The 15439-nt window shown below is 43.2% G+C and carries 10 protein-coding genes and 1 other RNA gene; 3 read left to right on the top strand and 8 right to left on the bottom strand.

Translation table 11 applies throughout. The features are described from left to right. Nucleotides 1-1176, top strand: coding sequence for a tetratricopeptide repeat protein (locus D3P12_RS12910; protein WP_118196135.1), 1176 nt, complete (start codon nt 1-3; stop codon nt 1174-1176). Between the two features lie 141 nt (nt 1177-1317). Here the strand turns inward: D3P12_RS12910 and D3P12_RS12905 are convergent, their stop codons facing one another. From D3P12_RS12905 to ffs, 8 genes are all read right to left on the bottom strand, one after another. Continuing rightward, the gene (locus D3P12_RS12905; protein WP_118196133.1) at nt 1318-1722 is read right to left on the bottom strand and encodes a hypothetical protein; all 405 of its coding nucleotides are present in this window, start codon (nt 1720-1722) and stop codon (nt 1318-1320) included. 6 nt (nt 1723-1728) lie between these two features. After that, on the bottom strand, nt 1729-4137 hold the full coding sequence (topA, locus tag D3P12_RS12900) for a type I DNA topoisomerase (RefSeq protein WP_118196131.1): 2409 nt from the start codon (nt 4135-4137) through the stop codon (nt 1729-1731). A 98-nt stretch (nt 4138-4235) separates the two neighbouring features. Beyond that, entirely contained in the window at nt 4236-5324 is a 1089-nt protein-coding gene (gene mnmA, locus D3P12_RS12895; RefSeq protein WP_118196129.1) for a tRNA 2-thiouridine(34) synthase MnmA, read from the bottom strand. Nucleotides 5325-5418: 94 nt separating this feature from the next. Further along, nucleotides 5419-5931: a 5-(carboxyamino)imidazole ribonucleotide mutase gene (gene purE, locus D3P12_RS12890; protein WP_118196127.1), complete on the bottom strand. Its 513-nt coding sequence runs from the start codon at nt 5929-5931 to the stop codon at nt 5419-5421. Between the two features lie 10 nt (nt 5932-5941). Beyond that, the gene (locus tag D3P12_RS12885; RefSeq protein WP_118196125.1) at nt 5942-7084 is read right to left on the bottom strand and encodes a 5-(carboxyamino)imidazole ribonucleotide synthase; all 1143 of its coding nucleotides are present in this window, start codon (nt 7082-7084) and stop codon (nt 5942-5944) included. A 3-nt stretch (nt 7085-7087) separates the two neighbouring features. Beyond that, the gene (locus D3P12_RS12880) at nt 7088-8068 is read right to left on the bottom strand and encodes a YpdA family putative bacillithiol disulfide reductase (protein ID WP_118196116.1); all 981 of its coding nucleotides are present in this window, start codon (nt 8066-8068) and stop codon (nt 7088-7090) included. A 15-nt stretch (nt 8069-8083) separates the two neighbouring features. Continuing rightward, nucleotides 8084-8743: a fructose-6-phosphate aldolase gene (gene fsa / locus D3P12_RS12875; RefSeq protein ID WP_118196114.1), complete on the bottom strand. Its 660-nt coding sequence runs from the start codon at nt 8741-8743 to the stop codon at nt 8084-8086. Between the two features lie 195 nt (nt 8744-8938). Further along, an RNA gene (ffs, locus tag D3P12_RS12870) (signal recognition particle sRNA small type) lies at nt 8939-9037 on the bottom strand. A 336-nt stretch (nt 9038-9373) separates the two neighbouring features. Between ffs and gltB the strand changes: the two genes are divergently transcribed. Together gltB and D3P12_RS12860 are read left to right on the top strand one after the other, a co-directional pair. Beyond that, entirely contained in the window at nt 9374-13891 is a 4518-nt protein-coding gene (gene gltB, locus D3P12_RS12865) for a glutamate synthase large subunit (protein ID WP_118196112.1), read from the top strand. Nucleotides 13892-13903: 12 nt separating this feature from the next. Next, entirely contained in the window at nt 13904-15367 is a 1464-nt protein-coding gene (locus tag D3P12_RS12860; RefSeq protein ID WP_118196110.1) for a glutamate synthase subunit beta, read from the top strand. Nucleotides 15368-15439 lie beyond the last annotated feature (72 nt).

Raw genomic sequence — 15439 nt, 5'->3', positions numbered from 1 at the left:
ATGAAGATTAAATCACTACTATTAATTGCCTCATTGTTTTGCTCAGTTGTTGCTTTTGCGCAAAAGGGTGAACTGAATAGAGGAAAAGCAAGCTACAGCAAGTTTAACGAGGTTAAACAGATTGGTAGCGCTGAATTAGGCTTAAAAGACTTAGAAGCCGCAAAAACCTCATTGGAAAAAGCTGCTGAAAATGATAAGACCAATAATTTATCTGAGACTTGGACATATCTCGCATTGGTTTATTCAGATTATGTATTGCTTGATTCTACAGGAGGAGCTGACGAGTACAAGCAAAAAGCACTCGCAGCGATAGAAAAAGCAAAATCTACAGAAGGTGCTGATGAGCAAGCCGAGAACATCGATGTAGCTGCAAAAACACTTGCACAAGCCGAATTAACTGTCGGTGTTAAAGCCTTCGAAAATCAAGATTTTGCTGGTGCCTATACTGCGTTTGCCAAAGGGTTAGAGTATTTGCCTGGAGATACCTTGTTCTCTTATTATGCAGGTTTAGCTGCAATTAATGCGCAAGACTATCCAAACGCAATAGAGAAATATAAGACTCTTCTGGATCATGATGATTTCTCAAGTCTTTCACAGGTATATTTAGATTTGTCGCGTCTATATTTGATGCAAGAAGACACAACTTCTGCCATTCAATATGCAAAAGAAGGGTCAGCTAAATTCCCGGAGAACCAAGAATTGGCTACGCAAAATATTGAGCTGAATTTGCAAGCAGGCAATGAAGCGGAAGTTATTGCTGATATATCATCACAGATAGAGAAAGATCCATCGAATGCCGTGTTGCATTACTATCATGGTATTGCGTTAGGAGCTAGTGGTCAAAATGATGAAGCTGAAGCCGCATATAAGAAGTCAATCGAGTTAGATCCTCAGTCGGTTAATGCCTATATTAACTTAGGAGGGCTAATGCTGAACAAAGGTATCGAGGTGTTTAGAGAGGCTAGTAAGCTGCCTGCTAATGAGCAACAGAAATATAATGAACAAGCCAAAATTGGTAATCAACTGGTTGACGAGGCATTACCTTTTTTAGAGAAGGCTACTGAAATTGATCCAACGTCGGCCGTTGCTTGGCAGAATCTTAGAACCTATTATCAGTTGAAAGAAAATACTGAAAAGGTTAATGAGATCCAAGAGAAAATGAACTCGCTCAATTAGGGAGTTTTCAACTATATATGTATAAAAAAAGAGCTGTTTCTTAGAAGCAGCTCTTTTTTTATTGAGTTTTTTTTGAAACTTATCTAAATTTAATTATAGCAAAGAGCTCCGGTTCTCAGTGTATTGATTGGGTTCAAATCCTCACCCAATCAATACACCCGGTTTATTCAGAAGTGGCAATTTTATAAAGTTAGAGTCGACGATACTTTCGGGTAGAAAGATGAATTTCTTGTCATAGATAACGTCATCGATATAATAACTTAACCAATACTCATTGGTGAGGCCAAAGAGTGCATCATCGATTGGTTCGATTAACGCTGAGGATCGTCCTTTAACATCGCCAAGAAAATGGCGCAAAATACTTGTCTTAATATCTTTTCCCTCACTGCGATCGTATCCCTTTGACGTTACCAACACATTTCTAAGTGTTTCGTTTTTCTGGTTGATCAGATAGACGCGCCATATTTTCGTCTCAGGAGTCCCACCTTCCAAGCTAACCGCAATACTAATGTCCTCGACAATATTTTCAGGTAAATCCTTCTTCATGACATACTAATTCTCTTTGGCTTTCGTTTTACTTGTCGTTTTCTTTTTTGCGGGTGTCTTCTTCTTCGTAGCAGCGGATTTGGCTGTCTTATTCGCAGCCTTCGCACCCCTTTTAGTAGCTGGTTGCTCACCCGCGAGTTTCTTTATTTCCTCAAAGGTCAGGTCTTCTGCAACTGTATCTTTTGGGATTTTGATATTCTGTTTTCCAAAACGTATAAACGGACCCCAACGTCCATTTTCAACTCGGACATTCGGGTCTTCTTCAAAAGTTTTTATGATTTTATCTTTGTCCTTTTGTCGTTTTACCTGAATAATTTCTATTGCTTCGTCCTCCTCTACATCCAGCGGATCTCTGCCTTTCGGTAAAGAATAAAAAGCTCCGTCATGACGGATGTAGGGGCCGAAACGGCCGACCGCAATAACCATGTCTTTGTCTTCAAAGTTGCCAACCTTTTTGGGGAGCTTAAATAGTTCCATTGCTTCCTCAAAAGTGATGGTCTCAATCATTTGACCGGTACGCAAACTCGCAAAACGTGGTTTTTCCTCATCATCTGTGGAGCCAATTTGAACTAACGGCCCAAATCGTCCAACCCTCACGATGACTTTTTTACCTGATTCAGGATCAATACCCAACTCACGTTCATGGCTTGCCCGCTCGGCAGTCTCCAAGGTGTTTTCTACATCATTGTGAAAGGGGCCATAGAAATCACTGAGCATCTTGGTCCATTCTTTCAATCCCTGCGCTATCTCGTCAAACTCTTTTTCAACAGTCGCCGTAAAATTGAAATCCACGATATCCTGGAAATGCTCAACAAGGAAATCGTTCACCATAACCCCAATATCCGTAGGGAATAGCTTTCCGCGCTCAGCGCCCGTCATTTCTGTCTTAACAACAGAGGAAACTTTCCCGTCGCTAAGTGTAAATACCTGATAGTTTCTTGGTTTTCCATCGCGATCTTCTTTCACAACATAACCCCGGTTCTGTATCGTGGAAATCGTCGGAGCATACGTTGATGGTCGCCCGATCCCCAGTTCTTCCATTTTCTTAACTAAGCTAGCCTCTGTATATCGCGCTGGAGGTCGTGTAAAGCGCTCTGTAGCGCTCATCTCCGTTAAGTTAACCGTTTGGTTAACCGAAAGAGGAGGGAGTAGTGTATTGTCGCTATTGTCTTCTAGGTTTACTTCAGATTCCTCGTCTGTTGATTCAAAGTAGACTTTCAGAAAACCATCAAACTTCATAACCTCGCCGTTCGCTGTCAATTCTTCCTCTCGGCTGGAGATGGATATTTTTGCGGTTGTTTTTTCGAATTCAGCCTCACTCATCTGCGAAGCGATTGCTCGTTTCCAGATCAATTCATAAAGCCGTTTATCAGCTGCATCTCCCTGGATGGTATGACTAGCGAAGTTCGTCGGTCGGATAGCTTCGTGAGCTTCTTGCGCTCCGGACGACTTCGTTTTATATTGTCTTTTTTTATGATATTTCTCTCCATATGCACCTTTGATTTCCTGCTCCGCTGCGTCAATTGCGGTTTGACTCAAATTTACCGAGTCGGTACGCATATAGGAGATATAACCCGCTTCATACAGGCGTTGCGCTACTCGCATCGTACGGGCAACCGAGAAGCCAAGCTTTCTGCTCGCCTCCTGTTGCAGTGTAGATGTTGTAAAAGGTGCTGCTGGCGAACGTTTGCCGGGTTTCGTTTCGAGAGACTTGATTTTAAATTCAGCATCAGAGCAGTCTTTTAAAAACTGTTCAGCCTCTTCAGCCTTATTAAAACGTTTTGCCAGCTCCGCTTTAAAAAGTTCTTTCGGTTTTCCGGTATTGAATATCCCGATAGCTTTAAAAGAAGCCGTCGGAACAAAATTATTGTATTCGCGTTCACGGTCTACCAATAAGCGGACCGCCACAGATTGTACACGACCCGCAGAAAGGGAAGGTTTTACCTTCTTCCATAACACTGGTGACAGTTCAAAACCAACCAAGCGATCCAGTACTCGTCTCGCCTGCTGTGCATTCACAAGATTATAATCAATTTTTCGTGGGTTCTCAATGGCTTTAACGATAGCAGGCTTGGTGATTTCATGAAAAACAATACGCTTGGTCTTATTTTCATCAAGGCCCAACGTCTCAAAAAGATGCCAGGAAATAGCTTCTCCCTCGCGGTCCTCATCAGATGCCAACCATACGGTTTCAGAAGCTTTTGCCAACTTTTTTAATTCACTAACTACAGCCTTTTTATCCGCTGGAACTTCATATTTTTGTTTGAAGTTATTCGCTACATCAATCGCCTCATCAGTTTTTACGAGATCCCTGATGTGTCCATAACTTGACTTGACTAAAAAATCTTTTCCTAAATATCCTTCAATTGTTTTCGCTTTTGCGGGTGACTCTACAATCAGTAAATTCTTTGCCATTAACGTTGTTGGTTTTTGCAAATAAAGGCAATAAAAAAGGGATTTTCAAATGAATGGAAATATTTAATCATCAAGGAAGGCCGAAAACAAGAATTGCCTTAAGCCAAGAAACCACCGCCGATCACATCGTTACCTTCGTAAAAAACAGCGGATTGCCCAGGTGCAATTCCTTTCACTGCGTGGTGAAATTCTACCTGCATCGTATCTCCGTTTTGACTAAGTGTGCTGGTCATTCCTGCATCTTTATACCGTACCTTAGTTATTGCTTCCATGGGCTCTTCCAACGAGGCATATTTCATCAGGTTGATATTTCGGACAGTAGCGGCAGAGCGTTGCAATTCAACCTCATCGCCGATAACTACGGTATTGGTTTCCGGGATAATCTCCAATACAAATACCGGGCGCCCTAAAGCAATGCCCAAGCCTTTACGCTGACCAATAGTATAATAAGGATAGCCTTCATGTTTCCCCACAACGGTTCCATCGCTTAGTGTAAAGTTACCTGGTCCGATACGATCATCCAGATCCGTTACCTGGTGGCGAAGGAAAGAACGATAATCATTGTTTGGTACAAAGCATATTTCATAACTTTCTGATTTGGTAGCAAGCTCATGTTGCCCCATATCTTCAGCCATTTGCCTAATTTCCGTTTTGCTAAAATTCCCCAACGGAAAACGAGTCCGCGCTAAATTCTCTTGAGACACGCCCCAGAGTACATAAGACTGATCCTTATTTTCATCTTTTCCTTTTGACACCACATAGCGGCCATTATCGTGCACGCGTATATTGGCATAATGTCCTGTAGCAATAAACTCACAATCCAAATGGTTCGCTCTTTTGAGCAAAGCTTCCCATTTGATGTGTGTATTACACAAAACACAGGGGTTGGGTGTACGCCCCGCAATATATTCTTCAACAAAATTATCTATAACAGATCCCGAGAACTCATTTCGTATATCCAATATATAATGCGGAAAGCCATAGGCTACTGCCAATGCACGAGCATCGTTAATGCTATCCAGACTGCAGCACCCCGTTTCTTTTGATGAACCGCCAGAAGAAGCATAGTCCCATGTTTTCATGGTCAGGCCAATAACCTCATAACCTTGTTCATGAAGCATAACGGCAGCTACCGAACTGTCCACGCCGCCACTCATTGCCACTAAAACTCTTCCTCTTTTGCTCATAATATTAATTTGAATTTGCAAAGGTAAGTCAAAAAGTACAGATACTCAGCTTTGAAAATTCAGATGAAAGTCAAAAACTTATTGTTTTTGCTCTTCACTTATTGTTTTGCTCTTCGATTTCTTTCGCTGTTTCTTCAACTTTTTGTCTTAGTTGTTCTTTATAATGTATCAGGTTTTGAGCTAACTGTTCGTCTGAGGTGGCTAAGATTTGCGCTGCTAAGATACCCGCGTTTTTAGCAGCATTCAGGGCTACCGTCGCTACTGGGATACCATTGGGCATTTGTAGAATCGATAAAACCGAATCCCACCCATCAATCGAGTTGGACGATTTAACCGGAACTCCAATAACAGGTACATGCGTGATCGAGGCCACCATACCAGGAAGATGCGCTGCACCGCCGGCACCGGCTATGATAACCTTCAATCCACGGGAAGCCGCGCTCTTTGAAAAATCAAACAAACGTTCGGGTGTGCGGTGCGCAGAAACAATTGTAATTTCATAGTGCACACCCAGTTCTTTCAAGATATCCGCTGCATCCTGCATGACAGGAAGGTCAGATTTACTACCCATGATGATAGCGACTTCCGCGAGGTTATGATTTGCCATATTTCTATAATTAAGCAATTACTTTAATAGTCTGTTGAACCGTCCTTGCCGTTTCGATCGCCTTTTCACGATTTTCATTAATAATGGTAATATGTCCCATCTTTCGGAACGGCTTGGTATACTTCTTTCCATATAGGTGTACATAGACACCTTCCATCTTTAATATTTTTTCCAGTCCGGTATAACGTGCTAAGCCTTGAAAATCTGGTTCACCAAGCAGGTTAATCATCACGGCATTGGTCAAAACGTCCGTACTCCCAAGTGGCAGGTTGAATATTGCTCGTAAATGTTGCGCAAATTGGGAGGTAATATTCCCTTCGATGCTATGATGCCCACTGTTGTGAGGTCTTGGCGCCAGTTCGTTAACAAGAAGTTCACCCTCTTTCGTCAGAAACATTTCTACCGCTAGCAGACCAACAATTTGCAGATCTTCCGCAATTTTTATGGCTAGCCTTTCTGCACCTTGCTGAACTTCTAGGGGAAGGAGCGAAGGGGAGATCAGGTATTCAACTAAGTTTACATCAGGATTAAACTCCATTTCCACTACCGGAAAAGCTTTTACCTCTCCATTTTCATTTCGAGCCACGATGACACTGATTTCCATTTCAAAGTCTATCCAGGTTTCAATCAGGCTTGGTGCTTCAAAAGCCTTGTCAATATCACCTTCTGACATGATTTTCATAACACCCCGCCCATCATAACCATCCCTTCTTAACTTTTGAATATAAGGAAGTTTAAAATGTGTTGTTTTCAGATCTTCTCTCGATGAGATTAGTTGAAAAGGTGCAGTCGGAATATCATTTTGTTTAAAAAACTCTTTCTGTAAGCCTTTATCCTGGATCAGTCTGATAATCCGCGCCTGAGGGTATACCACAACACCTTCATCCTCTAATTTCTCCAAAGCATCCACATTCACCTTTTCAATTTCTATGGTGAGGAGATCGACCCGTTTTCCAAATTTATAAACAGTGTCAAAGTCATCCAGCGCACCCACTTCAAAATAATCACATAGCTTCTTGCAAGGAGCATTAGCATCCGGGTCAAGCACTGAAATGCTCGCATTAACATTAATTGCTTCTTGGATTAGCATCCGGCCTAATTGTCCCCCGCCCAGAATGCCTAACCGCAAATCGCTATAAAACTCTTTTGCCATTTATTATTTATTTAGTTTATTAATGATCGCTTGAATTATTTGATCCGCATGGATCCTTGAATTTTCTATAAACCAGGAATGAGTGTTCAGTCCCCCACAAACAACGCCAGCCAGGTAAATGCCTTCTACATTAGTTTCCATTGTTACCGGATCGTAAACCGGCGTTTTACTAATTTTATCGCTGTTTTTGATGCCGATTTTCTTTAGGAAAGAAAAGTTTGGTCGATACCCTGTCAGGGCCAGTACAAAGTCGTTCGGGATCGTTATCTGTCCTTCCGGTGTCTGGATATCAACTTCGTTCTCACGAATTTCGGTCAGATTACTAGAAAAATAAATCTGAATAGACCCTTCTGAAATTCGGTTCATTATGTCTGGTCGCACCCAATACTTTACACGCTGTCCAATTTCCTGTCCGCGTACCACCATGGTCACATTAGCACCTTTTCGGTAAGTCTCCAAAGCTGCATCTACCGAAGAGTTGCTTGCTCCCACCACCACGACATTTTGATTAGCAAAATAATGAGGTTCGCGATAATAATGGAATACCTTGTCCAGATTCTCACCCGGTATATCCAATAACATGGGTTCGTCGTAAAAACCAGTTGCAATAACTACGTTTTTGCCATGATACTCTCCTTTACTTGTTTTTACCGTAAAGTGCTCTTTTTCATCAGCAATATTTTTCACCTCCTCGAAAAGGTGAATATCCAGGTCATACGTGAGTGAAACCCGACGGTAATATTCCAGCGCTTCCGCCCGCTTAGGCTTCGGATTGATGCTAACAAAAGGCAGCCCTCCAATCTCCAGCTTTTCGGCTGTAGAAAAGAAAGTCATTCCTAGAGGGTAGTTGTAAAGGGAGTTAACAAGACATCCTTTTTCAAGGATTAAATACGACAAACCAGCTTTTTTTGCGGCGATCCCACAGGCTAAACCTATGGGGCCGCCGCCGATTATAAGTATATCAATTAAGCTACTGACTCGCATTTAAATTAAGAATGTTTATTTACCAGCCGCTTTCGCATGATCAGCAAGGAACTGAGCTAGTCCACTGTCTGTTAACGGATGTTTTAGAAGAGCTAAAATTGCAGATAGAGGTCCTGTCATGACATCTGCACCAATTTTCGCACACTCCAGAATGTGCATGGTGTGCCTTACGGATGCAGCTAATATTTGAGTTTCAAAACCATAGTTATCGTAAATCATACGAATATCTTCGATTAATGATAAGCCGTCTGTTGAAATGTCATCTAACCGACCGATGAACGGAGATACGTAGGTGGCACCAGCTTTTGCGGCCAACAAAGCCTGACCCGCTGAAAATACCAACGTACAATTGGTCTTAATTCCCTTCGAGCTAAAATACTTCAATGCCTTTACACCGTCTTTAATCATGGGAACTTTGACAACGATCTTCTCATCTAGTTTCGCCAATGCTTCACCCTCTTTGATAATCCCATCATAGTCTGTAGAGATTACCTCTGCACTAACATCCCCTTCAACAATATCACAAATAGCTTTATAGTGGTTAATAACGTTTTCTTCTCCGCTAATACCTTCTTTAGCCATTAAACTTGGATTGGTGGTTACACCGTCTAAAACACCTAAATCTTGTGCTTCTTTAATCTGAGAAAGATTGGCTGTGTCAATAAAAAATTTCATCGATTGTTCTTTTGATCTAAATTTTATTAAAAATTCCCTATGAATTCGTGAACAAATTTAGCCAATAAAATTATCAATTTATAACCTATTGTACTAAAGATTAAAAGGCGCTACTTCTGCATGTATCATGTAAAGATTAAAAAAAGGAGGCAGGCGAAAAAAGAAAGAGGCCGCACGAGAAAATCAGGAATAAAAAATGGGCAAGCCCCTTTTATCGCACCGCTACAACCTTTTACCCTTGCTGCGTTCCCGCCCTGGGGGATTTAAAGGGAGCTGGTCGTAAAAGACTTACCCACCGCAAAAGTAGCAATAAAAGTCGTATTTGCATAAAGAACGTGGCTTTTGTTGCTATTTGCTTGGTAATCTTAATGTTAATTTTTTGTTTCCTATGCGATTTGTTTTCGGTGGGTTTCGCATAATGGTTCAGGTTGTAGTAGTCGCCGATATTACTTTGAAGCATTTCCTTTCACGAATAAAATAATTTTCACTATAATTTAGAAAAATTCAAAATAAACCATTTAATATACGTTTTTTATAAAAAAAATGAGAAAAAGTATTGAAAGTATAATAAAATATCGAAAAAAATATTAATTTAGCAAATCAAATCATATTTGAACACACACAGAAACAATGAACAAATTAACACAGACAGAAGGCTTGTATCGTACTGAATTTGAACACGATGCTTGCGGGGTGGGGTTCGTGGCCCATGTAAAAGGAGAGAAATCGCATCAGCAGATCGTTGATGCATTGGTTATGCTGGAGAATATGGAGCACCGCGGAGCTTGTGGTTGCGATCCGGATAGTGGTGACGGCGCAGGGATCATGTTTCAAATTCCACATCAGTTTTTATGGGATGAATGTATTTCTTTAGATATTCTACTGAAAGAGCCGGGGCATTATGGTGTCGGTATGGCTTTTTTACCGAAAGAAGAAGAGGCTCATGCCCGTTGTCGCGCCATCATTGAGGCAGCCGCCATCGACAGAGGCTTTGATTTTCTTGGTTTTCGTGAAGTTCCTGTTAATCCTGAAGGGATTGGTGTAACTGCGTTAAGTGTAGAACCTTCCATTGTTCAATTCTTTGTAGATCGTCCCCGTGACATCAAAACAACTGAAGATTTCGAGCGTAAGCTATATGTTCTCCGCCGACTGATTGTTCAGGAAATCAAAAAAACACAGCAGGAAATACAGGAGCACTTTTATGTGACTTCTCTTTCTTGCCAAACCATTGTTTATAAAGGTCAATTGACCACCGCTCAGGTCCGGTCTTATTTTACGGATCTTCATGACGAGCGTGTTGTGTCAGCATTCGGACTGGTGCATTCACGTTTTTCAACCAATACGTTTCCCTCGTGGAAGTTGGCCCAGCCTTTCCGTTTTGTAGCTCATAACGGTGAGATTAATACATTAACCGGAAATTTGAATTGGTTTTATGCAGGAATGGAATCCTTGGTCTCGCCTTATTTTTCGGAAGAAGAAATGGAAATTCTCTTGCCGGTGATTGATAAGGGTCAGTCAGATTCCGCTTGTCTGGATAACGTAGCCGAGCTATTGATGCACTGTGGGCGTTCGCTTCCTCATGTGATGCTGATGATGGTTCCGGAGGCATGGGATGGCAATACGCAGATGGATCCGATAAAAAAAGCTTTTTACGAATTCCACGCCACATTAGTTGAGCCTTGGGATGGGCCTGCTGCGCTATGTTTTACAAACGGGAAGATGATCGGGGCAATGTTGGACCGCAATGGACTTCGTCCGCTGCGCTACTCGATTACAAGTGACGACCGGGTGGTAGTGGCTTCAGAAACTGGTGCGTTGCCGCTGAATGAAGAGTTGGTTATTAAAAAAGGTCGCCTGCAACCAGGAAAGATTTTTTTAATCGATATGGAAAAAGGTGAAATCAGCAGCGATGAAACTGTCAAGGCCGAACTTGCGAATAAACAACCTTATGCCGATTGGTTAGATCAATACAAGATCAGGTTGGATGATCTGGCTGAACCACGTGTCACCTTTACCTATCTTGCTAAAGAATCTGTATTCCGTTATCAGCAGACCTTTGGCTATTCCAGAGAGGATATACAGGATATTTTAATACCGATGGCTTTAGAAGGTAAAGAACCGATTGGAGCTATGGGTACCGATGTGCCTCTGGCCGTTTTGTCCAATCAGGCGCAACATCTTTCAAGCTATTTCAAACAGTACTTCGCTCAGGTAACCAATCCGCCGATCGACCCGATCCGCGAACGATTGGTCATGAGTTTGGCTACTTTTATAGGTAACGGTGGCAATATCGTCGATGAAAATAAAATGCACTGTCATTGTGTAGCACTTGAGCACCCGGTATTGACCAGCAAAGAACTGGAAAAGCTGCGGAGTATCGATACAGGGGTTTTCCAGGCCAAAACTTTGCAGACCTATTTCCGTGCAGATGAAACTCCCGGCGCATTAGAGGACGGATTAACGCGACTATGTCGCTACGCTGAAGATGCAGTAAAAGACGGTTTTGAAGTTATTATCTTATCCGATCGGGCAATCGACTCCCAACATGCGGCTATACCTTCGTTATTGGCGGTTTCGGCTGTCCATCATCATTTGATTAAAACAGGTCATCGAGGTTCGGTTGGTTTGGTTGTTGAAGCAGGGGATGTATGGGAGGTTCATCATTTTGCCTGTCTGTTGGCCTTTGGGGCGACAGCCATTAACCCATACCTTGCACTCGCTTCCATCCGCACGCTAAAAGAACAGGGATCTATTGGTACCGATCTGAAATGGGCAGATCTGAAAAAAAATTATGTAAAGTCGATCTGTGCCGGACTGCTGAAGATATTCTCGAAAATGGGTATATCGACACTGCAATCTTATCACGGTGCTCAGATTTTTGAAATACTGGGAATCAATAAGGAAGTTGTGGATCGCTATTTCTGTGGCGCTGTCTCCAGAATCGGGGGGCTCGGTCTGGATGAGATTGCAAAAGAGGTTCTAATTAAACACAGAAGGGGTTTTACTTCCAGTAGATCAAAAAGTCATTTATTACCAGAAGGGGGCTTGTACTCCTGGAGGCGCAGAGGTGAGTCGCATCTATTTAACCCCGAAACCGTCCATTTGCTCCAAAAAGCTTGTCGTACAAACGACTACGAGACATACAAAGCTTATTCAGCGACAATCAGTCAGCAAAGCGATAAGTATTATACGTTGCGCAATATCCTTGAATTTGCTTACCATCGTCCGGCAGTTCCGTTAGAAGAGGTGGAGCCGATTGAAAGCATCATGAAGCGTTTTGCTACGGGGGCTATGTCTTTTGGATCGATTTCACATGAAGCACACAGCACACTGGCTATTGCGATGAACCGTATTGGTGGAAAGAGTAATACAGGTGAAGGGGGAGAAGATGAAATTCGCTATGAAAAGCTGGAAAATGGCGATTCGATGCGTTCCGCTATTAAGCAGATCGCCTCAGCGCGTTTTGGTGTGACCTCTCACTATTTGAGCCAGGCTGATGAATTACAGATCAAAATGGCACAGGGCGCTAAACCCGGTGAAGGAGGGCAACTTCCCGGACATAAGGTGGATGACTGGATTGCAAAAGTTCGCCATTCCACTCCCGGGGTAGGTTTGATTTCACCTCCGCCACATCATGATATCTATTCGATCGAAGATCTAAAGCAATTGATATTCGATTTGAAAAATGCGAACCGTGCGGCACGGATTAATGTTAAACTGGTCTCAAAAGCCGGAGTCGGTACAATAGCTGCGGGTGTTGCCAAAGCCCATGCGGATGTTATTTTAATCGCCGGTTATGACGGCGGAACGGGGGCTTCGCCTATCAGCTCGATTAAGCATGCCGGATTGCCATGGGAACTTGGTTTGGCAGAAGCACATCAAACCCTTGTGAAAAACCGCTTGCGCAGTCGGGTGGTCCTTCAAGCAGATGGACAAATGAAAACGGCTAAAGATATTGCAATCGCCACACTTTTAGGTGCAGAAGAGTGGGGCGTGGCAACAGCCGCCCTAGTAGCAGGAGGGTGTATCATGATGCGTAAATGCCATCTGAATACCTGTCCCGTGGGCGTTGCTACGCAAGATCCGGAACTGAGGAAATTGTTTACCGGTCAACCGGATCATATCGTCAACCTATTTCAGTTCATCGCCGAGGAGCTCCGTGAAATCATGGCATCATTAGGCTTCCGGACGATCAATGAAATGGTGGGTAAAGCTCAATTTTTAAAACGTAAGGAAGAAATCTCACATTGGAAAATTGATAGGCTCGATTTAAGTGATGTATTATATGTGGCCCATGATGCGGATCCCAAAGCATTGTACAATACCGAGGCACAGGATCATGAAATGGACAGTATTCTGGATTGGGAGCTGTTGAAACAAGCACAAAATTCGCTTGAAAGCAAAACACCAGTTTTTGGAACCTTTGATTTGAAAAACACAGATCGTACCATCGGTACGCTGTTGTCGAACGAGGTGTCGAAAGTTTACGGATCTGAAGGCTTACCTGACAATACCATCAATTACAAATTTACTGGTTATGCCGGACAGAGTTTCGGGGCTTTCGCCGCAAAAGGCTTGTCTTTCGAATTGGAAGGTGAGGCTAATGATTATGTAGGCAAGGGGCTTTCCGGAGCACAGTTAGCCATTTATCCGCGAAAAGAGAGTGTCTACAACGCCAGTGAAAATATCATCATCGGAAATGTGGCTCTCTACGGCGCAACTTCCGGTCGACTATTTGTTCGTGGGCAGGCCGGTGAGCGTTTTGCAGTGCGTAACTCTGGTGCTGCGGCCGTAGTAGAAGGCTTGGGTGATCATGGATGCGAATACATGACCGGAGGAAGGGTTCTGGTACTTGGTGAAACCGGCCGGAACTTCGCTGCGGGGATGAGTGGCGGTATTGCCTGGATATACGATGTTTCCGGAACTTTCCATGAACGATGCAATGGTGAGATGGTCGATCTGGAGAAACTGGACACGCAAGACGAAACGGAAATTATTTCCTTACTGAAAAAACATATACACCTTACAGGTAGTGATTTGGCAACACATCTTCTGGATCATTGGCAGGATGTTAAACCTTTCTTTATCAAGGTATTCCCACGCGAATACAAACAGGTTTTATTAGCTAAATCATTGGTAAACAATTAAGAAACAGGAACCATGGGAAAAATAACAGGATTTATGGAGTTTGATAGAAAGGCTCCTGAAAAAGAAATAGTAGCTGATCGTCTAAAACATTCAGGCGAGTTTGTGAAACCGTTGACTGATGATGAACTGAACCGTCAGGCAGCGCGTTGTATGGATTGCGGAATACCCTTTTGTCACTCGGGCTGTCCGCTTGGCAATGTGATTCCGGAATTTAACGATGCAGTCTATAAGGGCAAATGGGAGGAAGCTTACGAAATACTTTCATCTACCAATAACTTCCCCGAATTCACGGGTAGAATCTGTCCCGCACCCTGCGAGTCCGCTTGTGTATTAGGGATTAACCGTTCACCGGTGAGTATCGAAGAAATCGAAAAACACATTGCAGAGATAGCCTATAAGAAAGGCTATGCAAAAGCACGGCCGGTATTGATCAGCAGTGGAAAAAGCGTTGCAATTGTTGGCTCTGGCCCTGCAGGGTTGGCCGCTGCCGCTCAGTTGAGTAAAGCAGGTCATCAGGTCACCGTTTTTGAACGTGAAGATAAGCCGGGCGGGCTGTTGCGCTATGGTATACCGGATTTTAAACTGGACAAGTGGGTAATTGACCGCAAAATTCGGATTATGGAAGAGGAAGGTGTGAATTTCATCTGCAATACAGAAGTAGGTAAAGACGTTACCGCAAAGGATTTGAATGCCTTCGACGCGGTCGTGCTGGCTGGCGGGTCAACCATCCCGAGAGATCTTCCGATTCCCGGTCGAGATGCTAAAGGCGTTCATTTTGCGATGGATTTCTTAAAACAGCAAAACAAGCGTGTCGGAAACTCAACCTTTGATGATGAAGACATCTTGGCAACCAACAAACATGTCGTGGTTATCGGCGGTGGTGATACAGGGTCCGATTGTGTTGGTACCTCAAACCGTCACGGCGCAAAGTCTGTCACCCAGTTTGAGCTGATGTTCCAGCCCCCGGCCAGTCGCACCGAGGCCATGCCTTGGCCGACTTATCCGATCTTGTTAAAGACTACAACATCGCACGAAGAAGGTTGCGAACGCTATTGGTCGGTTAACACCAAAGAATTTATCGCTGATGAAAACGGTAAGCTAAAAGCGCTGAAGGTTGTCGACCTGGAATGGGAGAAAGACAAACTCGGTCGCCCGGTCAAGTTCACGGAAATTGAAGGCTCCGAACGTGAAATTCCTTGCGAGCTGGTTTTATTAGCTATGGGGTTCCTGCATCCGCAGCACGAAGGCCTGCTCAATCAGCTCGGTCTGGAATACGATCAACGTGGAAACGTAAAAGCTCAGGAAGGCAGCTATCAGACATCGGCTGATAAGATTTTTGTAGCTGGCGATATGCGTAGGGGGCAATCGCTCGTTGTCTGGGCAATCTCCGAAGGTCGTGAATGCGCTAGAAAAGTGGATGAGTTCTTAATGGGAGTATCCGAATTAGAAACCAAAGATGCCTTGCCGGTAGTATAGCAAGAGTAATTAAAAATCTTTCATGTTGTTTAAGTTGAAAAAGGTCGTGCATTTGTACGGCCTTTTTCTTTA

Source organism: Pedobacter indicus (assembly GCF_003449035.1).
Classification (GTDB): domain Bacteria; phylum Bacteroidota; class Bacteroidia; order Sphingobacteriales; family Sphingobacteriaceae; genus Albibacterium; species Albibacterium indicum.
The sequence above is the reverse complement of the archived record's forward strand: the minus strand, read 5'-3'. Positions and strand labels throughout refer to the sequence as shown.